General features: G+C 59.7%; 29 protein-coding genes and 2 pseudogenes. 12 read left to right on the top strand and 19 right to left on the bottom strand.

The genetic code is table 11. The features are described 5' to 3' along the window. Positions 1 to 84 precede the first annotated feature (84 nt). Positions 85 to 336: a helix-turn-helix transcriptional regulator gene (locus tag DAUD_RS03925; RefSeq protein ID WP_012301885.1), complete on the bottom strand. Its 252-nt coding sequence runs from the start codon at positions 334 to 336 to the stop codon at positions 85 to 87. A gap of 141 nt (positions 337 to 477) precedes the next feature. Here DAUD_RS03925 and DAUD_RS11515 point away from each other — a divergent pair, with 141 nt between their 5' ends. The 3 genes from DAUD_RS11515 (at position 478) to DAUD_RS03905 (ending at position 3067) form a co-directional block, all read left to right on the top strand. After that, the gene (locus tag DAUD_RS11515) at positions 478 to 849 is read left to right on the top strand and encodes a helix-turn-helix domain-containing protein (RefSeq protein WP_012301884.1); all 372 of its coding nucleotides are present in this window, start codon (positions 478 to 480) and stop codon (positions 847 to 849) included. Positions 850 to 1944: 1095 nt separating this feature from the next. Then, complete coding sequence (locus tag DAUD_RS03910) at positions 1945 to 2805, top strand: tyrosine-type recombinase/integrase (protein WP_012301883.1); 861 nt, start codon at positions 1945 to 1947, stop codon at positions 2803 to 2805. A 79-nt stretch (positions 2806 to 2884) separates the two neighbouring features. Next, positions 2885 to 3067 carry a hypothetical protein gene (locus DAUD_RS03905; protein WP_041570806.1) on the top strand — a complete coding sequence of 61 codons (183 nt, stop codon included), beginning with the start codon at positions 2885 to 2887 and terminating at the stop codon, positions 3065 to 3067. Positions 3068 to 3076: 9 nt separating this feature from the next. Here DAUD_RS03905 and DAUD_RS13230 read toward each other — a convergent pair whose 3' ends face one another. From DAUD_RS13230 to DAUD_RS11995, 4 genes are all read right to left on the bottom strand, one after another. Continuing rightward, positions 3077 to 3298 (bottom strand): transposase, encoded by a 222-nt coding sequence (locus DAUD_RS13230; RefSeq protein ID WP_464227600.1) that lies wholly within the window; start codon positions 3296 to 3298, stop codon positions 3077 to 3079. Between the two features lie 522 nt (positions 3299 to 3820). Then, complete coding sequence (ppcA, locus tag DAUD_RS03895) at positions 3821 to 5290, bottom strand: phosphoenolpyruvate carboxylase (RefSeq protein ID WP_012301881.1); 1470 nt, start codon at positions 5288 to 5290, stop codon at positions 3821 to 3823. 212 nt (positions 5291 to 5502) lie between these two features. Next, entirely contained in the window at positions 5503 to 5637 is a 135-nt protein-coding gene (locus DAUD_RS12775; RefSeq protein ID WP_012301880.1) for a type I restriction-modification system subunit M N-terminal domain-containing protein, read from the bottom strand. After that, on the bottom strand, positions 5634 to 8252 hold the full coding sequence (locus tag DAUD_RS11995; protein ID WP_242647887.1) for a diguanylate cyclase domain-containing protein: 2619 nt from the start codon (positions 8250 to 8252) through the stop codon (positions 5634 to 5636). The genes DAUD_RS12775 and DAUD_RS11995 overlap by 4 nt, the downstream gene beginning before the upstream one ends. 72 nt (positions 8253 to 8324) lie before the next feature. Here DAUD_RS11995 and DAUD_RS11990 point away from each other — a divergent pair, with 72 nt between their 5' ends. Beyond that, entirely contained in the window at positions 8325 to 8459 is a 135-nt protein-coding gene (locus DAUD_RS11990; RefSeq protein WP_242647886.1) for a transposase, read from the top strand. A 30-nt stretch (positions 8460 to 8489) separates the two neighbouring features. On the opposite strand, the gene DAUD_RS03880 is transcribed toward DAUD_RS11990, so the two are convergent. The 7 genes from DAUD_RS03880 to DAUD_RS03860 form a co-directional block, all read right to left on the bottom strand. Beyond that, a complete protein-coding gene (locus DAUD_RS03880; RefSeq protein ID WP_012301878.1) occupies positions 8490 to 9908 on the bottom strand; it encodes an ISLre2-like element ISCde3 family transposase in 1419 nt (472 codons plus the stop codon). Between the two features lie 321 nt (positions 9909 to 10229). Beyond that, the gene (locus DAUD_RS12400) at positions 10230 to 10364 is read right to left on the bottom strand and encodes a PD-(D/E)XK nuclease family protein (protein WP_166485104.1); all 135 of its coding nucleotides are present in this window, start codon (positions 10362 to 10364) and stop codon (positions 10230 to 10232) included. 152 nt (positions 10365 to 10516) lie between these two features. Next, positions 10517 to 10705: a type II toxin-antitoxin system HicA family toxin gene (locus DAUD_RS13105; RefSeq protein ID WP_012301877.1), complete on the bottom strand. Its 189-nt coding sequence runs from the start codon at positions 10703 to 10705 to the stop codon at positions 10517 to 10519. After that, entirely contained in the window at positions 10702 to 10953 is a 252-nt protein-coding gene (locus DAUD_RS03870; protein WP_012301876.1) for a type II toxin-antitoxin system HicB family antitoxin, read from the bottom strand. The genes DAUD_RS13105 and DAUD_RS03870 overlap by 4 nt, the downstream gene beginning before the upstream one ends. Positions 10954 to 11549: 596 nt before the next feature. Further along, entirely contained in the window at positions 11550 to 11759 is a 210-nt protein-coding gene (locus DAUD_RS03865) for a hypothetical protein (RefSeq protein WP_012301875.1), read from the bottom strand. A gap of 24 nt (positions 11760 to 11783) precedes the next feature. Continuing rightward, positions 11784 to 11963, bottom strand: coding sequence for a hypothetical protein (locus DAUD_RS13225; protein WP_464227584.1), 180 nt, complete (start codon positions 11961 to 11963; stop codon positions 11784 to 11786). Continuing rightward, positions 11908 to 12153: a hypothetical protein gene (locus tag DAUD_RS03860; protein ID WP_166485103.1), complete on the bottom strand. Its 246-nt coding sequence runs from the start codon at positions 12151 to 12153 to the stop codon at positions 11908 to 11910. Before DAUD_RS03860 ends, DAUD_RS13225 begins: the two co-directional genes overlap by 56 nt. Between DAUD_RS03860 and DAUD_RS11510 the strand changes: the two genes are divergently transcribed. Genes DAUD_RS11510 through DAUD_RS03845 form a run of 3 tightly spaced genes read left to right on the top strand, consistent with a single transcriptional unit; the run spans position 12068 to position 13230 of the window. Then, a complete protein-coding gene (locus tag DAUD_RS11510; protein WP_464227582.1) occupies positions 12068 to 12592 on the top strand; it encodes an ATP-binding protein in 525 nt (174 codons plus the stop codon). The two genes, DAUD_RS03860 and DAUD_RS11510, sit on opposite strands and share 86 nt — an antisense overlap. 12 nt (positions 12593 to 12604) lie before the next feature. Beyond that, a complete protein-coding gene (locus tag DAUD_RS03850) occupies positions 12605 to 12958 on the top strand; it encodes a type II toxin-antitoxin system RelE/ParE family toxin (RefSeq protein WP_012301873.1) in 354 nt (117 codons plus the stop codon). Then, positions 12955 to 13230, top strand: coding sequence for a helix-turn-helix domain-containing protein (locus DAUD_RS03845; protein ID WP_012301872.1), 276 nt, complete (start codon positions 12955 to 12957; stop codon positions 13228 to 13230). The genes DAUD_RS03850 and DAUD_RS03845 overlap by 4 nt, the downstream gene beginning before the upstream one ends. A 210-nt stretch (positions 13231 to 13440) precedes the next feature. On the opposite strand, the gene DAUD_RS03840 is transcribed toward DAUD_RS03845, so the two are convergent. The 7 genes and pseudogenes from DAUD_RS03840 to DAUD_RS12390 form a co-directional block, all read right to left on the bottom strand. Further along, entirely contained in the window at positions 13441 to 14763 is a 1323-nt protein-coding gene (locus tag DAUD_RS03840; RefSeq protein WP_012301871.1) for an RNA-guided endonuclease InsQ/TnpB family protein, read from the bottom strand. A gap of 141 nt (positions 14764 to 14904) precedes the next feature. Further along, positions 14905 to 15348: pseudogene (locus DAUD_RS13220) on the bottom strand (PIN domain-containing protein). 235 nt (positions 15349 to 15583) lie between these two features. Continuing rightward, a complete protein-coding gene (locus DAUD_RS03830; protein WP_041570804.1) occupies positions 15584 to 15781 on the bottom strand; it encodes a DUF6485 family protein in 198 nt (65 codons plus the stop codon). 89 nt (positions 15782 to 15870) lie between these two features. Next, positions 15871 to 16197 carry a hypothetical protein gene (locus tag DAUD_RS03825; RefSeq protein WP_012301869.1) on the bottom strand — a complete coding sequence of 109 codons (327 nt, stop codon included), beginning with the start codon at positions 16195 to 16197 and terminating at the stop codon, positions 15871 to 15873. Next, positions 16187 to 17374, bottom strand: a complete 1188-nt coding sequence (gene dinB / locus DAUD_RS03820; protein WP_012301868.1) for a DNA polymerase IV — start codon at positions 17372 to 17374, stop codon at positions 16187 to 16189. The genes DAUD_RS03825 and dinB overlap by 11 nt, the downstream gene beginning before the upstream one ends. Before the next feature lie 60 nt (positions 17375 to 17434). Further along, positions 17435 to 18025: a transcriptional repressor LexA gene (lexA, locus tag DAUD_RS03815; protein ID WP_012301867.1), complete on the bottom strand. Its 591-nt coding sequence runs from the start codon at positions 18023 to 18025 to the stop codon at positions 17435 to 17437. Between the two features lie 164 nt (positions 18026 to 18189). After that, positions 18190 to 18525: pseudogene (locus DAUD_RS12390) on the bottom strand (transposase); the annotation flags it as partial. Positions 18526 to 18550: 25 nt separating this feature from the next. Between DAUD_RS12390 and DAUD_RS12385 the strand changes: the two are divergent. From DAUD_RS12385 to DAUD_RS03795, 5 genes are all read left to right on the top strand, one after another. Further along, on the top strand, positions 18551 to 19054 hold the full coding sequence (locus tag DAUD_RS12385; RefSeq protein WP_012301866.1) for a hypothetical protein: 504 nt from the start codon (positions 18551 to 18553) through the stop codon (positions 19052 to 19054). Between the two features lie 85 nt (positions 19055 to 19139). After that, on the top strand, positions 19140 to 19274 hold the full coding sequence (locus DAUD_RS12770) for an FtsW/RodA/SpoVE family cell cycle protein (RefSeq protein WP_083756696.1): 135 nt from the start codon (positions 19140 to 19142) through the stop codon (positions 19272 to 19274). Positions 19275 to 19401: 127 nt separating this feature from the next. Beyond that, positions 19402 to 20964, top strand: coding sequence for a TolB family protein (locus DAUD_RS03805; RefSeq protein WP_166485100.1), 1563 nt, complete (start codon positions 19402 to 19404; stop codon positions 20962 to 20964). Positions 20965 to 20977: 13 nt separating this feature from the next. Beyond that, positions 20978 to 21232, top strand: a complete 255-nt coding sequence (locus DAUD_RS03800) for a hypothetical protein (protein ID WP_041570802.1) — start codon at positions 20978 to 20980, stop codon at positions 21230 to 21232. A gap of 9 nt (positions 21233 to 21241) precedes the next feature. Beyond that, positions 21242 to 22174 (top strand): outer membrane protein assembly factor BamB family protein, encoded by a 933-nt coding sequence (locus tag DAUD_RS03795; protein WP_012301863.1) that lies wholly within the window; start codon positions 21242 to 21244, stop codon positions 22172 to 22174. Positions 22175 to 22406 lie beyond the last annotated feature (232 nt).

The following is a 22406-nucleotide window of genomic DNA, read 5'->3' as shown; positions in this document are numbered from 1 at the left end:
CTGTCCAGCCACCGCACGCAAGGTATAACCTCCGGAAAAACTGGCAATATTTATCCCGGGTAGTACCGGGACGCGGCGTCCGGTTTACACCGAACTCCGTACCCCTGTGCCCACTTTCACGAGTTGGCCGTCAGGAAACTCGTCGGCGAAAAGGTCTTCTACGTGTTCGTTCAAGACGCGCGCAATGCGGAGTGCGGTGACCAGTGACGGGTGTTTGTGCCCTTTTTCGATGTTGGTGTACGCGGTGCGACTGATGCCCACCCGGCGGGCAAGTTCAGCCTGGGTTAGGCCGGCACGCAATCGCACACTTCGCAGTGAGACGCGTATTTGTGTCATCTCCATTGCCCCTTGTCCAGATCCAAGCTTGCTACACTCTCAACGTGCCACTTGGAAACATTGTATGTGTTCTAATAGAAACTTGTCAAGATATCCAAAACAAGATAAGGTTTCTAATAGAAACCTTATGGGGGCGACTGCATGAATCGTTTCGGCGAGACCTTGAAGCGGTTGCGGCACAGGATGGGCCTTCGGCAGAACGACGTGGCGGGAATGCTCGGAGTGGAACGTTCGACCGTTGCCAACTGGGAGCGCGGGGTGAAGCAGCCGAGTCTCGACACCCTGATAAAACTCAGCGAGACCTTCGGCGTCTCGCTGGACGAGTTAGTGGGAGCCGCCCAGCCCACTGCTCCCCTCCCCCCGGCGTACTACCAGGTTTTGGCCTCTGATCCCCTCGTAGTGCTTCTGGCCAAACGGACGAGCGTCCCGGCAAAAACCATTGCCGCCTTCATCGCAGCGTTCCAGATACCAGAGAGCAACTGCGGAAAGTGCCGGCAGTCCAAGAAACTCTGATCTTTTTCCCGCCTTACCGCAAACCCCCTGCGGCGGTCGTGTTCACGGGGCAGGCCCGTGAACACGAAACCGAGCAGTGCCGACAAAGACTTGCGGGCCGCCGCGAACCGTTGCACTCTATCACCCCTTGCCCCGCAGCCTGCAAGCCGGGAAGCTCAGGCGAGCACCTGGCGCAGAGACAGTAGCAACCGCAGGAGCGGGAGCTGGATGGCCGGGTTTTCCCCAGCCAATGTCGACGGTCAAGTCCAAATTGCTAAAATCAATCTCGCCCGCCTTGTGCCCTTGAATATAGGCATCCACTTTGCCGGACGACACGCCCTGTCCGTTTGGCGTCCTTCACGCCAGTTGAGTGGCCGTGAATTCCCTGAGTTCCAGAAATCTTTCCAGGAAACGTTCTGCGGCGTGTTCCGATACTTTGACATCCCGCGGTATGGGATAAGCTCCGAGGCAGGCCCCGGAGTTCGTTCCGAGCGAAGGACTGCGGGGTTCCGGGGTTTCCTGAAACGCCCGGCCGCTCTGCCCTTTTCCGTTCCGAAACACCTGTCGGGAAAAACATCCGCAGTATCTCCGACGAACAGGTGTCGCAGGCCGGAACGAAATTCCCCGGGTCATTGAAGAGCGTGTCTTTTGCGACCAAGACCGCACTTTTTGCCGCGTTCGGGACCCGATCCAGGAGCCTGTCGTCGCCGTGCTCCTTGTACCGGGCTTGCCAGCGCCGAACCGTCCTCCGGGGATCTGCTCCCTCGCCGCGATCTTCGTTTTCGGCCTGCCTTCCTTCAATGCCTTGATGCCGCGCCGCCGCTTGACGGTTACAATGGGATGGGCGGCCATTCGCAACCTCATCCTCCTCCTGGTTGTGTCCGACACACCCCAGAATTGGACGGGTATGCGGGGTTGCTCTTCTTCACGGGCTCATACCGCAGGCAGTCGCCGGTATCCGGTCTGCCAGTTAACGCCCCTAAAAACCCCGGGCCATTTTCTTCAAAATGTTGCTTTTGTGGAATAAATGCGGTAAAATAAGCACAAAAGGGCGGCAAAGGACACCCCGTAAAGGCCGGTTTCAATTCCACAAAAGGAAAAGGAGGCAGGCGGCAAATGCATGCCGGCACGCTGAACGACTTCCAGAACCATCTCCTGGGCCGGGGGCTTGCCCCCGCGACGGCTGGCGTCTACCTGGGCCACGTGCGCCGCTTTCTGGCCTGGGTAGAAGGGACCCACGGAGAAGCGGACGTTGCGGCAGTGACGTCCCTGGACGTGGCCGACTACCGGCGGCACCTTTTGAAAGACCGCAAGCCGGCCACGGTCAACAACGCCCTGGACGCCCTGTCGTCGTTCTTCGCCTGGGCGAAGGACGCGGGCCTGGTCCAGGCCGACCCGACGGACGGCGTGCGGCGGGCGCAGGAGGAGAGGGGCGCGCCCCGGTGGCTGACCCGCCGGGAGGTGGGGGCTCTGGTGCGGGCGGTCCAGAAGCACGGGAGCAAGCGCGACCAGGCGTTGGTGACGCTCCTTCTACACACCGGCCTGCGGGTATCCGAAGCGGTGGGCCTGAAGACGCAGGACGCGGTGATCCGGGAGCGTTCGGGGCATGTCATTGTTCGCCGCGGCAAGGGCGAGAAGTACCGGGAGGTGCCGCTGAACGTCACGGCGAGGAAGGCGCTCCAGGACTGGCTTGCCGCCCACCCCGGCGGCCCGTGGCTTTTTCCCGGACGGGGGGAAGCGCCCCTGACCCGGTGGGCGGCGGAGAAGATGTTCGCAAAGCTGGGGCGGCTGGCCGGCGTGGAGGTCACCCCGCACAAGCTCCGGCACACCTTCTGCAAGATGCTGGTGGACGCGGGGGAAAGCCTGGACCGGGTGGCCGTGCTGGCCGGACATGCCAACCTGAACACCACGGCCAGGTACACTCGGCCGGGAGTGCAGGATTTGGAGAGAGCCGTGGAGAAGCTGGCGTGGGAGTAAAAGACTGGAGGGCTTTCCTTGCCCCCTGAACAAGGCGCGGCTAAAAGTTTTCTGCTGATAGACAAGGAGGGGACAGCCGATGGCCGGAAAGAAAAGCGGCGTAAGCCGGCGGGTAAGAAGCGGTCTTTATAACGTGACCCGTAGGGCCGCAGAGAAGTTGATTTTACTGGGGTTTTGGATTTTGCTCCAGGTAGCAAAGAGGGTGGCCCGCAGGGCCGCGGAGAAGGCCGTGGGCAGGGTGCTGGGGAAGTTGTTTAAGTGAGTGAGCTTTTTAAAGTATGGCTCCAAAACATTGAGATAGGAGTGCCATCTTGAAAACCACGACCGGATCTACTGAAAGGGTACCTGTGTGACTATAGAAGGGGCGTGTAAGACTGTAAATAAAGCTGAAATCGACGGTTTTAACAACCTTTCTCAAGAAGTGGTTGAGCGGGACGCGCTCATCCAGGCTAAACTGGTAGAACAGCTTGCCTTGTGGCTGTTTATATCCCATCATTGTTATCACACCATGTACTGGTTTTCATGGATTAATTCTACATGCTGAGCTCAAAATCCTCTCTTTATCCGTGATTTTTCGGGAGTTTGGCAACAGGTCCGTTGACGAATACACCGAGGGTGCGAAAGTTATAGCCGTTTACGACATTCACCTGCGGTATACACTCGATTACCAATCTCCTGAGGAGGTCCCGGTGCTGAAGGGAAAGCTACAGTGGTTCAGGGAACACGAAAGGGAACTTTCGCCGGCCGCCCATGAGAGGGCGCGGGAGGAGATCGCGATGTGGTTGCGGAGTACATCAGCACTCCTCAGGACGCATACGAGCGTCTAAAAGTGGAAGGCGTTAGAGGGAAAGACGGCAAGGTGGGCGACATCAGGATCCTTTGCGAAATCGACGACCCTACAGGCAAGGGCGTTCAGTATGTTCCTCACCCTGTTTCGCGACCTGGGGAAATACCCATGCCGGGCGTGGGCGTTACCCGGCCAGGGGCAAAAATGTTTGCAGCGCAAATTGCTCGCTTAACCCAGGAAACCGCGCAGGTACCCAGCTTCCAGTATAAGGTGTGTCAGACCTTCGCGCCGATCTTCCCGCACGGCCTTAATGATTCGCGAGGTAATCTTGCGGTGTTCTTCATCTGCCCGGAAAGGAAACAGTTCCGTTCGCAGAAGATGCCTCAATTCCGGCACAAGCTTGAAAACATCCTCATTAAAGAAGGGCAAAGCATCTTCAAGGTCCTGATCTAACTGGTGGTATACGGTTTGCAGGTAGCGGGCATCCTCCTTGTCCAGGCCCGCGTACCCCAGCAATTCCGGCGGTAGACCGATCGAGTAACAGGCGGCGCAGAAGCCGATAGCGCGCGGTAGGCTCACGCCGCTGGTTTTCCGCGCATACCCGAACAACCCGATGTGCAGTTTGCGCTTTCGCCGCGGTGGAATGGCTGAGGCCACGTAGTTGACCACCGGTGCCAGGACGCGTACCTTGCTGGCATACGCGCGGGACACGCTATCGATAATGCGGATGCACCGCTCTGCGTCGACTTCCCCGGCTTGCCCGCGGGACGCCGCGTTAATCTTCCTTATACCCTCCAAAACCGTGGTTACCGGGTAGTCGTACTTAAACGCCGACTGGATGGTGAATGTTTGCACGTCCGGGTATTCGGCCAGCACCCTCTCCACCGTGTGCGGCTTTAGGTTGCCCCGGAAAGGAGCCGAACCTACGCCGAGAATGGGATATATTTCGACGCCGGTTTCCTTTTCGAGAGCGGCCAGCCGTTGCAGGGCCACCTTGTTCAACAAGACGGCGCTGATCATGCCGTAGTTCAGGGCGGGATCGGAGCGGGCGAGAAAAACGCGCTGGTAGGTAAACGGCTTGTTTTCCAGGTATCGCCGCAGGATAGCAGCAGCTTCCAGCATGTGGTGCCGGTCTTCAAAAAGAGGAATGACGTTGATCTCCTCGGGCTTAAAATCGCCGACCCACTCGGCGATTGAGATGTCTCCGGGGTAAAAGGGCAGGGTCTGGCGTCCGGCAACAAAGTCCTTGTAGAAGTAGTAAACCCGGTTCAGGCACTTGTGCGAGGTGGTCATGGGCAAAATGACCTCAAAGATAGGGGGTATTTCCTCTCCGTACACCAATCGCGCCGCATCAAACGAACGGGGAATGGACTGTAGGGTTTCAATTAGAACCTTGCCTTCCGTGTGCTCCACCGTGGGGTTGGGAACCCGGAGGGTCAGGAAAACGTCCCGCCCCAGACGGTTATGAGCAAAAAAATGCTCGTACTGGGTCAGGAGCTTCCTGACAACAAAATTATCTACCTCTTTCCCTTCGCAGTCCCACATTTGCTCCTGACACTGCAGGTGGGAAATCACGTAATACGCTTCTTGAATTTCATCCTCACCGGACATGTCCTGACTGTTGGCAAAGAAAGGTACCGTCACGTTGTCGGGGTGCTGCGTGCTCATTGTTCTGGAAATTTTGCGTTGTGTCTTCAAGAGAATCAACCCTCCAAAGCTATAATCAGATTTTGCCATATGGAGGTATCCACTTTACTCAGGTTAGGGAGCACGGCAGAGACTTCCTGCGGATTCTCGGCCCTTGAGTGGGGACGGAACAGCCCCGATACGGCCTTGGGTGGCTAGAAGTGGCGCCCTGTTCACGCGGTTCCGGCGCAACTTGAGTAAAATGGATACCCCCATTCCGCTATTTATTCGGGACTTGTGTTACGCCGGAGGACGGTCATGGGCAGTAAGACGTCCTTGTACTGGTTCGGCCGGTATGGGCCTCGAAGGAGATCTGCCACCGACCAGATGAAGGCGACTTTCTCGCCGAAGTTGTTCATGCTTCCGACCTCCATCTGCTTTCTCCGGCGTGGATATGGCCCGGGTTCACCACCGGGTTCATTTCCTTAAACTGCCAACTGCACAAAACTTCGGTGAGAAGGGTGATCAAGGCACCCCCCCCCCCCCCAATTTCTTCCATTTCTGCAGCGGGTATCCGCAGAAACGCGTCCACCACACGCGGGTCGAACTGCCGCCCTGCTCCCCGGCGCAGCTCCTCGATTGCTTCTTCGGCCGTGCGTGCGCGGCGGTAAGGCCTGTCGGAGGTCATGGCGTCGTAAGCGTCAGCCGCGCTGATAATGCGCGCCAGGAGGGGTATCTCCTCCCCGGCCAGGCCGTCCGGGTAGCCACCCCCACTCCAGTCCTCGTGGTGGTGCCGTATGGCAGCAACCACCTGCGGATGAAACCCGGCCGGCTCCACGATCCTTTCTCCCACCACAGGGTGGCTCCTAACCTCCTCCCACTCCGCCGGCTCAAGGGGTCCGGGCTTTAAAAGAATGCTCTCGGGTATGCCGATTTTGCCTATGTCGTGCAGGAGCGCGGCTAGGTAGAGCTGCTCCCGCTCCTCATCGCTTAAGCCCAGGGCCCGGGCGCACGCCTGCCCCAGCCGGGCCACCCGCACGGAGTGCCCCCGCGTATACTTGTCCTTGGCCTCCAGGGCCGCTGCCAGCGCCTGCAGGGTGCTCAGGTAGTACTGGCGCAGGGACGCGTACAGGCGGGCATTTTCCAGCGCCAAGCCCACCTGGCCCGCCACGGTGGCCAGATACCCAACTTCTTCTTCTGACCAGCGTCGCGGTACTGGAGAGTACACCTTCAGGGTGCCCAGAATCTTGCCCCCCGCTCTTACCGGCGCCACAGCCACCGCCCGCATCTCGGGCGCGTAATAGGGCAGCTGCATGCCGGGCCCGGCGGCGGCCGTATCGTCCACCGCCACCGGCTCCCCTCTCCGGAGCACTTCGCCCAGCAGGCTGCCCTCCGGCCGGACACGGGCCGCTCTTCCCTGCAGCTCCGCGCTCATGCCCGAGCTGGCCTTGAGCACCAGTTCGCCCGTCTCCTCATCAAGCAGGCACAGCGCATACCACTGCGCGCCAAGGACCTCCCCTACACCAGCCAGAGCTGCTTCGAGCACCTTGCTCTCCTCGAGGTGGCCGGCCAGCGCCTGTCCCAGCTCGATCAGGCGTTCCAGCATGGCCGCCCTCGCCTGGAGTTGACGATAAAGGCGGGCGTTTTGCAGCGTCAGCCCCAGGCCGGTGCCCAGGGTGGTCAAGAAAGCGGCCTCCTCCTCGCTGAAGGGCGCGCCTTCCGGCCGGCCCGCGATGGTCAGCACGCCCGTCACCTTGCCCTCTACCATGAGGGGCACGGCTACCGCCGGCCGCCTTTCTGCGGCCGTACCGGCTCCGGGGCGGCTGTCGAAGTGCACGGCGCGCGTTTCCCGCTCGACGGCGGCAACGACTTCGCCGGCCGGCACGACCCGGAACTCGTCGCCGGGCTCCAGGGTCGCCGCCGTCTCGGCAGCCAGGGCCCCCGGCATCTCCTCGCTCAGCATCACCACGGACCCGCTGGTGGCGCCGGTCACCTTCAGCACCGCCTCCAGGGCCCGCTGCGCCACCTCGCTTACCTCGAGGGTTTCTTGTACCGTTCGGGAGAAGTCGTAGAGAAAGGCCATTTCGTCCGCTTTCTTCCAGGCCTCTCGCGGCTCCGCCCCCCGGGCCAGCTTGTCCCTGTACATGGCGTCGTCGGCCTCTTTGTATGCCTCGACCAGCGGACGCCCCGGATCTTCGGCCGTGGCCGTGCCCACCGAAATGCTCAGGGGGAACTCGGGGCGCCCCGCATTATCCTCCGCCGCGGCCTGGGTTATGCGCCGCGCCACTTCCTCCGCCGCCGCCCGGTCCGTTTGCGGCAGCACCGCGGCAAATTCATCTCCGCCGACCCGGGCCACCAGGTCGGACCCCCGGACGCAGCTGGCGATCACCCTGGCGGCGCGGCGTAAGAGCTCGTCGCCCCGCGCGTGGCCCAAGGTGTCGTTAACCACCTTCAGGTCGTCGATGTCGCAGAGGATGAGACTTACAGGAAAGGAGCGACCTTTCTCCAGCCGCCGCAGTTCCTCCTCGAAGAAGGCGCGGTTGTAAAGCCCGGTGAGAGCGTCATGGGTGCTCCAGTGCCTCAGTTTATCCTCCATCTGCTTGCGCTCGCCGATGTCGCGGATGCACTGGACCGCCCCGAGCAAGTTTCCCGCTTCATCATAGATTGGCGCCGCAATGGTCCAGAAATGAAGGCCTCTGCCGCCGTAAGCGTAAGGGGCAAAACCTTCGCCGACAAGAACCTGGCCCTTCCGCTCGATTTTCTCGTACTTCCGCTCCCACTCCCTACCGTTGCCCAGCAGGATGTTTACGAGGATGGGCCTGGGTTCCCCGTAAAACGGGACGGCATAGGCGTATTCGCCCCTGCCCAGCACTTCTTCCTTCCTGACTCCCGTCATTTCTTCCGCGGCCCGGTTCCACACGATCGCCCTGCCTTCGCGGTCGACGGCAAGGACGCCATCCGGGAGGGAGTCGACGATCCTCTCGAGAAAGCCCAGTCCCCACTCTGTCTTTTCCGTTCGCCGTCCTGAGTTCACGCTATCCACCACCCGTTGCCCCAAAAAGAATCTCCATTAAGGAAAACCCCAGGCTGTTTTGCAGCCCGCACCGTGGGCAGCCGGACCTGGAAAGAACTTTACAGCAACCGCAGTTCCATTGAGAGGCTGTTCTCCATACTGAAAGCATACCTCAACATGGACCGGTTGACAAAAAGAGAAATTGAAAAGGTCCGTGTCAAGACTTAGTAGGCGATCTCCCAGCCGATTTAATTTGAATTAGACCGTAGACCACCTCGGTGAACTAATCTCTCTTACTATGTGCTTGACCCAGTGTTTTCCGGCGTGCGGTCCTTCAAGGGCGGGCACGTTGGCTTGAAGCCAGGCCTCGGGATCTTTGCCGAAGCGTTTGGGCAGTTGGATTGCCTCGGCTCCGACAGCCTTTTTCAGTAGGTCGAACCGGGGTTCCGAGTGTACCGCGTATCTGTCCAGCTCATCATTAGCCCGTACCGCTAACAGGCGTCCCATCCGTTCCGCACCGGCCGGGCTCCAACGCGCCCCAATCCGCTTTGTTCGCCTGGCGATGGTGTGACGGACCTGGCCCTCGATCGCACCTAAACGGTCTCCCTCCGGCAAGGCGGCGATACCTTGCCAGTTAGCCAGGAGATACTCCTTAAGCCGCATGATCCCGTTACGGCGTGCACCCCGGTTGACCCGAATCGCCTGGTCCAAGGCGGAAACTACCGCATCTTGGTTTAGCTCGGCTAACCCTTCGGTGACAGTTTCATAGACGTTGCTGCTGTAACTTAAAGCCTCGGTTAAACGCCGGCGCAGGTGGAAGGGGTCAAGGTGGTAAGTCGCCCCGGGGAACATCTCCAGGCCTTGTTTGATCCACTCGGCGCCGTCCCCACCAATGCGGATCCGCTCTACCCTGCTAAGGTCCCACTTGTGGCCGAAGGCCGCCCCGGTGTCTTCCCAAGCCACCCGGCTGCCCCTGGCGGTGGCCACCGTGTAACGGTTCACCAGTTTCCGGGTCTTTTGTTCCCTGCCCTCGTAGCCGATAAACAGCTTGATCTCACCAAACGCCTTGGGCGACCGCTGCAAGGGTATTACTACACCATCGGCTTCAATGGATAACTCCCGAACCTCCTTGCCGCCTTCAGGAACCACACCGTCTTCAAAGACGGCCTCGCGTAGTGCCTCAGCATCCCGGGCGGCCTTTTCTCCAGCATCCTGAACCTTAGACCAGACGGTCATCCAGTGAATCCCCGGTACTAGAAAACCCATAACCCGGGCCGCGCGCCTGAAGGGCATCTCCGTGCCTAGCTCCAGGATCATACGGGTCATCCGCGGTGTCACCCGTTGGCGTTCAGGGATTCCCAAGGCTTCGTCCAGAAGGAACCGGTACGCGCCGGTCTTCTGGTTACGGTACAGTCGGCGCTTAACCGTAATCTCACCGAAGCTGGTGACCAGGGTCCGCGACCGCTGTCCCACGTTCTTGAGGGCTGGATCCCGCTTGCCGCTTAACTCAAGGTCAATGTGTGCCAGCGCCTCCTCCAGCATTTTGCCGCCTGCCTGTTGAACCAACCGCTGCACCCGCTCTTCCAACTCATCCACATCGCGCACCGACCTGAACACCTCAAAAATTCCCTTGGCCAGAAACAGGACTACCTCAAGCAGAAAGCGAATCTTGAACATGAGACCTCACTCCTTTGGCGGGGAGGGCTTCCCCTCAGGGGAAGCCGTTTTGAGGTCTCACTTCTATTTCCGACCTCACATCTCCTACTTAAACCTTACACTCACCCACCTTCCTCACCGTGGCGACAGTAACGCCCAATATATCGGCCATTCTGGACGCCGAGATGCCGGGGTGGCCCTCAAGCAACCGGCCGTATGGCTTTAGATCCAAGTCTTTGGGGTCTTGCAAAAGATCGCCTCCCTCCTCTTTGGTTGTTTTACCGGGGGCCGGGATCTCTCCCGGCCCTCTCTCACGTCCGCCCGCACCACTCCGGGCACTCCTCATTTCAGCCTCCCCTCTTGAAACGTTCCACAGCGCACCGTAAGCAGAACGCCGCGTTCCACTAAGCCCAAAACGTAGCGGAAGTAATACTGCACCGGGCAGCGCAGGTACATGCGGATTTGCGTTACGCTCACGTGGTCAAGCTTTCCACAAATTTCTCCTGGAAAACGAAAAAGGCCGGAAGCTTCCGTTAGCCTCCGGCCTCTCTTTGCTATTGCCGGTAAATTGCCGTAAAAGTGTCTGGTAATCTACCAGTGTTTAACCACCCTGTTTTTCCCAGTCATTTTCAGAAATGCCTGCCTGCCTTAATATCTCTCCTGAGCAGCGGAACGCCGATATCTTTTCCGTGAGGGTTGGGAATCCGCAGTTTCAGCTTTCCGCGCTTCATAAAGGAATGATGCCCGCCTGAAAAGGGGCCCTCAAAGCCGAAAGACCGCAGACGCCGGATTAACTCGCGCCTGCTCACCGGCTTCATGCGTCGGCCACCACTGCGTTAAGGTCGATTTCGCCGAACCTGGGAAGCGGGTCGCGGTCACGGAGCTTCAGGATAAGCCACTCTTCAAGAACCTCCTGCAGCACTTCGCGGCACTTCTCCAGGGTCTCTTCATTGGCCCATACGCCGGGGCAGGGCGGTATCTCCCCGTAAAACGTGCCGTCCTCAAGAATTTTGTATTTAGCCTCGCGCATTGCCGCTTCTGTAAAAGCAGTCAAAATGGGCATCATTGATTATCCCCTCCCGGCACTATTGTACCTTGAAAAAAAACCCGCTTTTCCAGCGGTTTTCTGCGGCCGGGGAGGGCCGGGTTTGAATCCGGCCCCTCACGCCGCATCCCTTCTCTCTTTTTCCGCTACGGATGGCACCAGTCTTGGCATAAAAGATCGCCCCTTGACCGTTTCCTCGCAGCACGTCGGAGTATTAGCCTTTCCACGCGGCCAACCTTCCGCGCGTACGGGAGTTTCACCCGGCGATTCGGGAACACAGTTCGTCAAGTTTGCACCTGATGCCTACTTTTGGTTAGGTATTACTGCCTACGTTGTGTAGGAACAACACACACCTTTCGCCAATTTGCTCCCCTCCTGTGTCAAAAGTCCTGCAAAAAAACCGGGGCATCTCTGGTCACTTACATCCAGGCAGGGATGATCCAACCTGGTTGGCCCCGCAAAACGAAAAATAGCCCAATCCGATATTGGGCTACTTCGTAACCACCCCAGGTAACCAAGAATTGAGCTTTTTCAGCACTTCCGGTCGCCAATAGACCTATCCGCGCTTGTCTTAACACAAACCCCTTTACCAGAGTATTTTCCTGCAGCAGCTTGCTTTAAATGCCCAGTTCGCGCCAAACGTCTTCGGCCCGGATCCTCTTGCCGGCGTCCAGTTCCTTGATCGCTTCGTCCAGTTCCCGGGCTTCTTCGGGGGTTATTTCTTCCTCAGGCCAGACCATGGACGTCACGATTTCCCACAGTTCGTCTACCTGCCGATCGGACAGCCGGTCGACAAGGGCTTTCAGGCAGTTCTTTTTGATGGACATCCCAAACTCCCCCTTGTCTTTAGCTCAGACCCGCTGGAAAATCACTGCAAACATTCCGACGAACACCATTACCTGGGCAACCGAAGAAACAAACAGACACCAGAGCATGTCAGACTTAAAGGCCACGATCTGTTTTTCTAGGCGGGCCTCAGGTCCAGTCAGCACCTGTTTTGATGGTTGGCAAGCAGTTCTTCTGGCTTTCATGCTCGATCACCCCGAATTGCCAGGTTTTAGCATAGGTCTTATCAACTTCCGGATCGCCCCAGTCATCGTAAAACGACTCCGGTTCCTGGAGCGGTATCGCCAGTTTGGCAACTATAACCCGGTACAACCGGTGCAATTCATTCGGGGACAGCTTTTCGATTTCCTGGGCCAGATGGTCTGCTGACATCATCAATCACCTCGGAAACATTATAACACCTGGTAGTGTCTTGCCGTTATGTAAAGCTTTACATAAGGGGAAAAGCCACTTGTGCACCGCTATCGCGGTGGCCCTATGTCAGCGCGGCTACCGCACGCGATTCACCATCGCGATGCAGCTGGTCGACGAGCTCCTGGCCGCTCAGCAGGAGCACCGTCTGGGCCGCTACCTGAAACAGTGGTCCAAGTATCACCTGATCATTGTTGATGAAGTAGGTTTCGTCCCGTTTTCCCGGTCGGGCGCCGAACTGCTGTTCAACTTCTTTGCTGAGCATACGAACGTCGTGCGTCGTGGTGCCCGCAGTGCCCGCGCGGGACGGTGGTGCGGGACGTGGAACCGCTCCGCCCGCCCGGGTAAGGTTTTAATTGACGCCAGATTGGTTTTGCGCCATAATATAGCATATAAGCTATAAAGGATGAACTGAATGTGGGAGATCGTCCTCTACGAGACGCCAAGCGGAGCCTGCCCGGTAGCCGATTTTATCGCTGCGCTGGACGCGAAGAGTCAAGCCAAGACCGCCCGTGCGCTTGATTTACTGGAAGAGTACGGTCCCGGCCTTGGGATGCCTCACATCAGGCCCTTGCCAGATACCGGCGGCCTGCGGGAACTTCGCGTCCCCTTCGGCGGCCAGGCTTACCGGTTGCTTTTCTTCAGCGACGGAAATTCATTGGTTCTGGTGCACGGGTTCGCTAAAAAGACCCATAAACTGCCGCGAAAAGAGTTGAACATTGCGGTGTCCCGGATGAAAGACTATCTGCAGAGGAGGAATCCCCGGTGAAGTGGCGCGACCTTAAAGCCGAATTGTTGAAAAACCCAGACTTCAAAAACGAGTACTACGCTTTGGAGCCCGAATACCGCCTCTTGAGGGCGATTATTGAGCGGCGCGTCAAAATGGGCGTTACCCAGGCCGCCCTGGCCGCACGTATCGGCACCACTCAATCCGTCATCGCCCGCCTCGAAAGCGGCCGGGCGAACCCGTCCATCGCCTTTCTCAAAAAGATAGCGAATGCTCTGGATGCGGATTTGGATGTTAGTATTCGTCCGCGGTGACTACTCCCTACCCCTGAAGGGGTAAGGCTTCTACAAACCTTACCCGTACTCCCGGGATCATCGGTTTACCTGGCGCATTGGGTATTGCGAATCGGATGTTTTTCCCGTGTTACGAATTGGATAGATACATGCGGGTAACTCTGGTACAGACGCCTTTCGGCTCCCAAAGGGGGCGGTCACTAACGCCACAACTACTCCAGGTGCCCGGCACTACGCCACAGCCCTTAGAGATACTTTCACAAAACGGTTAAACCTTTTGTCCCACCGGTACACTTCCAGCGGCTTAAGCAGGAAAGGCTGCTCCATACCACAACGCCCGAACAGGTAATTCTTCATGACGCCGTTAACACCGTTTAAATCGGCATGCATCGTCACACGGCACTTCTCGCAGCGCCAAAGGCCCCGGTGGACCCGGTAAGACTTGTTCCTCGCCCCGCAATGACTGCACGTCTGAGAGCTGTACCTCTCGCTCGCTTTGTCTGGATATACCTGCCTGAGCAGAGACTTGTAGCTATGCTGCCGCTCGATTTGAGCGTAAGGTAACTGGTTAATCTTCTGGCTGGCTTTCTTATTTTTGTCGCCTGTACGAGCTTTCCGCCTGATATCAGTTAAATCGCCCAGCACGGAAAATGCTATATCCTCCGCCCGATCCAGCTCGGCCATCAGTTTGGTCAAGGCGTTGGTCAACTGCTTAATCCGGCGGCCAAGCTTTTTGAGCCTGTCGCGTTTGGCCGCAAGTAATGCTTTCCATTTCCGGGAACCCTCCTTCAAGCGCGACATTTTCTGCTGGAACTCAGCGATTACTTTGTTCCGGTACTGAATTAAAGAGAGCAGTTCCCGGCAGACGAGTAACTGCTGGCTGCCTTCGGTGGAACCCCTGGCGACCAGGGCGGCGTTTAAATCGTAGGCCGACACCTTGCCGGCCAGCACCATCGGCACCACGCCGAAGTCCCAGGTGACGTGCATCTCTAAACCAACCACTTTCCCCTTGCGGTAAACCGCTTTCACCTTGACCTCGACAGGCGTCCCCTTCAAAACTGTGCCGTCGGGCAATTCCAGGGTGTCAAAGCCCTCGGGAAGTGACACTCCGATGTCGTCCAGCTTGCGGGAGAGCTTCAGGGTCAAAAGGCCTTCCCGGCACTCGAAGCCCTGCCGCTTCCAGGTTATAGTGCGCAAGGTAGCTTTGGGCTTGAATCCGGGCGGGCGCATCTCGTCGCGTCCGTTGTCTTTATGTTTGACGTAGGAGCGCACCGCCTCGAAATACTCTTCCACCACAGACTGGGAACTCTGGGAGTGGAGCCGTTTCCAGGACTCGTAGCCCTTGAACTTTTCCTTCATCTCGCTTTCAGTCGGGTACTTTGTGCCGTTTTTGCAGGCTTCCCGGCTCTCCCACACGCAGGAGTTCCACAGCTTCGTCCCAGCAAGCATGGGTATCTCGAAGACGGGCAGCCATTTATCCAGCGGAAGCGGCGCTACCCTGGTCAGGTACAGCCGGTTTTCCTGCTTCTTGCCTTTTTTCTTTGCCCAACCCACGGCAATTCACTCCCTATCGTAAGGGCCGCTTTCATCCCGCCCCCTGAAGAAGACGGGTCTTCCCGCGGCTATCTTATAAAAGCCCCGGGGTTTTCACCCCGGGATTCGACCCTATGACCTCTACCAAACCATTTCGAGATACTAGACTAGAATAGCCCAGGCCGACTGGCCTGGGTAAAACGGAAAGTAACCCTGATATTTGGAAATCCGAAATCCCGTTTCCATCAGCGATTTGACAGCGGCACCGGCATCCTTTTTTGTCAAAAGCTCTTCTTTTGTAGCGTACACCAGTAGGGCTAAAGTACCCACTGCCTCAATACCGGTTGCCTGCGCCGTTTTTCGCGCTCTCTTGTCATCGAGGGGAATCGCCTTTGCACCGATTTCCTTCGCGAGGACGATGCACTCGCACTCACCCCTCCCCTTCAGACCTTGCACCTAGAGCAGGTGAACAGTCTCCGGTGTTTTAACACCCTTGACCTGGAGCCAACCCGACTTGACCGCATCGACGACCTCCTTGCCCCCGGGTAAATCGTTCGCTACTTCGCGGTACACGGCCTCCGGTACTACTACCGTACCCGCAGTCACGGCAGCACCCCTCTTCCTGCAGTTTTGCCTTGCGCTTTCGCACCCTGGCGGCGTGCTTCACAGCGCACGCAGGGCAGCGCGTTCCGCCAGGCGAGGGAGCGCCGCAAGCGACGCACAGGCATTCCTCCCTGTGCTCCCGGCGCAGGGCTTTCTTCCGGCACCTGTCGGAGCAGTACGCGCCACTGCGGGTTAAGAGGAACCCGCAGACCGGGCAGGTTTTTAGAGTTGCCTTAAGTCACCGCTTCTGACAGGCGCGGATGAAGGCGCCCACCGAGCGGTCGTAGGTGCGCTCGGCCTCCGGCGGGAAGAAGCAGCCGGGAAGCTCGCCGCGGCTTCTGTGGTAGACCACGCACTCGCAGCAGAGGCCTTTTTTCTCGCACGGCTCGTAGGTGCAGGTACAGCGGGCAAGGTTTTTGTCCTTCCGGCACTCCATAGGAGACACTCCTAGCATCGTTTTTGTACACCTTTTTGCGCACCCCCGCTTAAAACCCTGCAACGGGAACAAAAACCACACCTTCCGTGCTACCTATACTCCGGGACGGAAGGAACAAGCTTCCTGCACCTGGGGAGGAAAAGCCCGCACGCCTGAGCGTTCGGGTCGCCGCGGGAGACCGCCCGGAGGAGGCCGTCTTTGCCCGCAACCCTGATGACCTCCGCCGCGGGCAGGCTTTCCGGGATCAGCTTCCCGGGGGCGCCGTAGCCGGGCAGGCCGGCCACGCAGCCCCACCGCGCCTCTTCCCTTCCCTGGATCCTGACAAAGAAGCGGCAGTCCGCACAGCGTTTCGCCGCCCTCTCGCACAGTTCCGGGAGAACGATCCGGTGGCTTTCCCAAAGGGAGTTACCGCGCATACAACACCCCGGCCCCCGTGAGGGAGGACGCCCGGAAGACCGCCCGCGCCCCGAACCTCTCCCGGATGTGGTCGCAGGCCCGCTCGGCCGCCTCCAGCCTCTCCCTCTCCCCGAAGAGGGTCGCCTGCACCGGCGGCCTGGCGACGAGCCCGGCCAGGGCCACCCCCACCATGCGCACCGGCCACCCTTCCGGCCAGTGCCGCTCCAGAAGACTTGCCGCCGCCCGGTAGATGTCCGCCGCCAGGTCGGTGGGCGCCGGAAGGGTCTTCAGGCGCGACAGGTACCTGAAGCCGGCGTCCTTCAGGGAGAGGACCACCGTCCTGCCCGCGTAACCGCCGGCCCTGACCCGCGCGGCCACCTGGTCGGCCAGCTCCAGGATGACCACCCTTATCTCCCCGTGACGGCGGTAGTCCCTGGGCAGGGTTATCTGGTGGCCGGCGCTCTTGCACCTGTCGAGCGAACGGGGGTCGACGGGGCTCTCGTCCACGCCGTTGGCGCACCGCCAGAGGAGCTCGCCGTAAACCCCGAAGCGCATCTTGAGAACCCTCACCGGGAAGCTGGCCAGGTCGCCGATGGTGCGGATGCCAAGCCTTCGCAGGTGCTCCTCGTACCGGGGGCCGACGCCGAAGAGTTCCCTCACCGGCAGGGGCCAGAGCCGCGCGGGCACGTCCTCGTGCCGCAGGACCGTGAGGCCGTCCGGCTTTCGGAGCCCCGCGGCCATCTTGGCCAGGAGCTTGTTCGGTCCTATCCCGACACTGCAGGTTACGCCCACCTCGCGGCGGATGCGCCTTTTGAGGGCCAGGGCGATTTCTTCCGGGGGGCCGAAGAGGTTTCGGCACCCGGTGACGTCGAGGAAGGCCTCGTCGATGGAGAACGGCTCTACCAGCGGGGTGAAGTCGCGCATGATGCCCAGGATGCGGGTGGAAAAGTGCAGGTAGAGGTGGTGCTGCGGTTTGAGGAAGACCCCGTCAGGGCACAGCCGCCGCGCCTCGCGCACCGGCATGCCCGTCTTCACGCCCCTGCCCTTGGCCTCGTAGCTGGCCGCCAGGACGACGCCGCGGCGCGCTGCGGGGTCGCCGGCCACGACGACCGGCCTGCCTTTCAGGCCGGGGTCCAGCGCCTGGTGGACGCTGGCGTAGAAGGCGTCCACGTCCGCTAAAAGAATCGCCCTCTCCACGGGAAGCCCTCCTGACCGAACAGGTGTTTGGTCTCAGGATAACCCGAACAGGTGTTCGTGTCAAGAGCACTTCCGGATCAGGGCAACGACCTTGCCGAGAATGGCGGCCTCGTCGGTGAAAATCGGCCGCATAGTTCTGTTTTCCGGCTGAAGGCGGATGCGCCCGTCCTCCCGGTAGAAACGCTTGACTGTTGCCTCCCCCGCGACGAGCGCGGCCACGATGTCGCCGTTCTCCGCCGTGGGCTGCCTGCGGACGACAACCAGGTCGCCGTCCAGTATGCCCGCCTCCACCATGCTCTCGCCCCGGACGCGGAGGGCGAAGCATTCCCCGCTCCCAGTGAGTTCGGCCGGCAGGAGGAGCACATCCTCGCGGTACTCGACCGCGGGGTGCGGCTGACCGGCGGCTATCCTGCCCAGGAGAGGCACGGCCACCGCCCTGAGCCGCGGGCCCACGCTCACCGCGCGCGAAGCTGTCTGGTCCCGGCGCAGGAAACCCCTGTCTTCCAGGCGGCGCAGGTAGGAGAGCACGGTGGCCGGGGACCTAAGCCCTGTGGCTTTGCCGATTTCCCGGACGGACGGAGGGTAGCCTTTGTCCTCGAGGTGCTTCAGTATGCAGTCCAGAATCTGGGATTCCCGCGGCGTCAGCTCCATAAGCTCGACCCCCTGGGCAGATTATAACACCAAATTTTCTGTAGGAAACAGGCGTTTGGTGCCAGGCAGAGAGCTACATCGTGTCAGCGTGAATCTTTTGATGTTTCCCACCAGGCCTTAAAGTGGAGTTGCCCCGGTTTTGTGGACAGTTTTACCGCTTGGTTTCAAGCTGCTGCAACCTGTTGCTGCAAATGCCACCTCCTTTCGAACTCCGCCGGGCTCAAGTATCCGAGTGCCGAGAGTGTAGACGGTGGCGGTTATAGAAAACCTCGTATTCAAAGATCGCCGAGCGCAGCATTTGACGGGTCGGCCAGTATCTTTGGTTTAGCAACTCGGTCTGTAAACGTGGCAAAAAAGCTTTCGGCAATGGCGTTATCAAGCGCGTCCCCGACCGAACCCATTGACCCCAGGATCCCGGCCTCTTGGAGCCGCTGGCTGAACGCCAGCGAGGTGTACTGGCTGCCGTGATCGGAGTGGTGGATTAGTCCGGGTGCCGGCCGTGCCGGTTGGATAGGGAGGGTTAAAATGAACACGGCACTTTCAAAGATGAAAGCCGTTGCGGTTGTTATGGGCATCCTGGCGCTGGTGCCGTTTCTTTCGGGATGTCTCAAAGACGAAGGGCGGGTGCGGGCCGTTTTCGAAAGCGACCACTGGCGGGTGACCTTCTGCATTACAGTCAAACACGCACCCGTATATGGTATTGATGACATTTACGATCTTAGACTGACTGCCTACCCACGGGTGAAGGACCCGCTTCGCGAAGAGATTCGGGAGGAAGCCCATCTGGGATGCGCTTTCCCCGAGCCGCTGCACCTGAACAGCGGCAAAGAAAGTATCGCGCCGTTTTCCTCTTGGGGTAGAAGTTGGCAAGGGCTTTACCAGGTGGGCATTTCCCGACTCGAAGAATGCCTGCGGCAGGGGGAGGTAGTCGTGACTTGGACCGAAGACGGCAAGGAAAGGCGCGAGGTTCTGCAGTTGGTTGAATACCACAAAAACCCCATTGGGGTCTTCCGTTGCGGCGGCATTTAAGATCAATCTTTGAAAACCGTTGGCTTTGGGAGAGAGTCCAGTCATATAGAAGCCTGTCTTTTTTGCCCGACCCCTTGACACTTGACTGGCGCCGATCAGTGGAGTAAGCCTGCCCTTTATCAGCTACGGCGGCTCCCTGTTTGTGGTCAACATGACGGCCCTGGGACTTGTCCTGAGCGTGTATAGACGAAAGAACCGGGAGCTGGTCCCGGAGTATTAGGGCCGCGGGAATATTGCCTGGGTGGCTTTCGGAGGAACACCGGTCACTTCTCTTTTGGTTACACCGTTTGATTGGTTCTATATCGTGTGTGGAGTCGGTCTTGCTCCTGGCAGGTGGTGGAATACGCGTGCCTAGACTCCTCAGGATGCTGGTTGCCATTATCTGCCTGGCAATCCTGGCCGGCGGCTGTGCCGTGGCACGGGATGGCGAGGGGATTTCTTACCGTGCTCCGTCATCCGGACCCCGGTGGGAGCTGAACCGGGAAGACGGAAAGCTCGCCCTGCGCCGGGGTGATGAATACCGGCTTATCCTCGGCGAGGCGGCACGGGGTGGTTTTGAGTTACCCAGCACCGACGGGAGAAGAGTCTTGGTAGTCCTTGAGTTCTTTGACGGTCAGACTGTTGTCTCCAACCAGCGCCGCGTCTTCGGCGTGGACCTGGTCGCCGGGTCGTGGTCCGAGTGGACCAGGCCTGAGCTGGCCTGCGGGGAACTGGCCGGATTTTGGTCGCCGGACGGCCGTCACATTGCGCTTGCCGACCAGACACCGGTGGATTCCGGGCTGAACCTGGTTCTGGTCGACGCGGATACTGGAACTGCCACCGTGCTCGTCAAAGACAATGAAGCATACCGTGAATACTCCCAGGAAGACCTGGTGGGTTGGATTCCCGGCTTCCACCTCCTCTGGGCCGGCGACGGCGGACGGCTCGTCTACTGTTACCGCGGCAATTTCTATCTGGTTGACCTGAGAGACCAAATTCCCAGGCTGCTCGCCGCGGACGTGCCGCTTTTCCAACACTTCCTTTACTGGGATGGCCGGACCCTCCTGTATCAGGCTGGCGACCGGCCGTACGATCTTGACTGGTCTGTGGAGCCGCAGGTCCGCGTGTTCGAGCTGGAACAGCGCCACCACTATCCGCTTTTCACCCCCGACCCCGGGCTGCTGTCTGTGGAAGCCTACAAAGCCGGTTTCGGGCGCACGGTCTTCTTGGAACGGATGGTGCCGGCGGTGGTCACGGATGATCCTGGCTATCACGGTGCCGTGCAGAACACCCTGTACCGGATCGAACTGGATACCGGCGATAGGAAGGTGCTGTGGCAGACCGGTTTTGACACTCCGGCGCTGTTGGGGCCCGTGGCGGTGAGTCCTGACGGCGGGATGCTGGCTTTCAGCGACGGGGATGAGTTTAACGTAATTGATGCGCAATCTAGGGGTGGGTCCTTCGGCACTACCGAAGAAGACTATGCCAGGAGCCGTCAATACCGGTGGTTGAACGAGCACGTCTTGGAAGTGCAAAGCCCCGAAGGTACAGTCCATACCCTTGACCTTAGAAAGCCGCCGGGACCGCCAAGGGCGGCTGCGGAAATCATCGCGGACATACTCTTCCCGAACTATCTGATTGGGTATCTATTCTGGCCGGCCATTGTGATCGCCGTGGCCGCCTCCGTCTACGGGATTGCCAGACGTCGGCCCTTATGGTTGCTTCTAGGCGCGCTGCTGACAGTACCGTTTGCCCTCTACTTGCTGGCTACACCCCGTTTCCGCAACGTTGCCGTCTTTCTGCCCCTCTTCCTGGTCCTTGCAGCGTTGGCGATGTCCCGGCAAAGGCCGCGGCTGGCCTTGGCGCTGCTCGCGCCCTATGCGGCCTTTTTCGGCTGGCTCGCTTGGCAGGTTATCAACCAGTGGAGATAGGAGTTTGATGACAATGGCGAAGTACTTTCCCTGGAGGTCGATAGTGGTGGTGAAATACTCTCCCTGGAAGCCGTTGGCGGTTTTGGTCTGTGTCCTGGGTCTTCTTTTGAGTGCCGGATGCGGGGCCGAACCCGGCGGCGAGCGCGTCGAGGTGTGTTTCAGTGAGGTGGCGGCGGGAATCGCCGGGCTGGAAAAGAGTGATGCGCAAGACGGAGTTTACCGCAAGCCCCTGAACGTCAAGGAACCGCAGATCCTCGCCGTGCTGTAGGAGCAGCTGGTGACCCTGGGCGTGGAGGTCAAGTGGTCGGCTGCAAACAGCCGGGTGGAGCTGGCCTGGCCTATTCCCCAGGTACAGCCGGCCTGGTTGTCAAAGGACCCGAACCTGTTGGTGGTTGCGGGGCCTGAGCGCATTTATCCCATTGACGGGAGCAGCTTTTTCCGCCTGGCCGGCGGCGGCCTATCCCGGCTGGACGGCAACGGGCGGGTGCTTTGGACCGCCGCCTTGCCTCTTTCCTCCCCTGTCTTGGAGCTGCTGCCTGCTCCGGAAGGGAACGCCTTCGTCCTTGAACGGGGAGGGACGCTGCTGGCGGTGGACAACGAGGGAGGTCTGGCCTGGCGGCTCCGGCTGCCGTCCGGCGGGGATCAGCCGCGAATGGCCCTGGGGGCGGCGGGGGAACTCTTTGTCACCACCGGGGAACAACTGTGGTCCATTACCCCTCAGGGTGAAGTGGCATGGGTCTTTCCGGCTCCCCATCCCGTGGTTGTGCCGCCAGCCCCCGCCGCTACGGGCGGCGTCTATCTGGGCACCGAACAGGCCGTGTTCAGCCTTTCCCCTGCCGGAGCCGTGCGCTGGTCGCGGCCCGTGCCCGTTACATCACCGGGCATGGTGCCGGAGCGGGACGGCACCCTGAGGGTCTATACTTCCAGGGGCGCCACGATTTTTGCCGCCGGCGGCAGGGAAGTGGCCGATCTCGATCTCAGTATGGACGGCTTCCTCTCGGGGCGACTCGGAGAGAGTTGGCCGGAAAACAAATATGTGAGCTTGCAGAGGTGGCTGAAAGGGGCGGAAGGGCAGACCTACGTCCTTGATTCCAGGCACCGGAGGGCGCTTTTGGCCCTTGATGTCGCTGGTCTATCTCGGCCAGTGGGGAACCCTGTTCGCCCTGGACCGGGAGGGGCAGGTACACCTGAAACAGCCCCTGGGTTATGAGATACCCCAGTTGTTCCCGGCCCCCGGCAACAGGCTGTGGCTGCGGATCTCCGGTCCGGGCGGCGGTTCTTTGGGGTTCCGTGACCGCCCAGTAGGCGATCAGCAGCAAACCGGTCACCACGAGCCACTGCAGCGGAATGACCGATACTTCGGCGATCATTCCCAAGAAGTGTCTCCCGAAAAACAGCCAGTAACTGGCCAGACTGAAGACCAGCAGCGCGGAGAGCCCGGC

This window comes from Candidatus Desulforudis audaxviator MP104C, assembly GCF_000018425.1.
Taxonomy (GTDB): Bacteria; Bacillota; Desulfotomaculia; order Desulfotomaculales; family Desulforudaceae; genus Desulforudis; species Desulforudis audaxviator.
The sequence above is the reverse complement of the archived record's forward strand: the minus strand, read 5'-3'. Positions and strand labels throughout refer to the sequence as shown.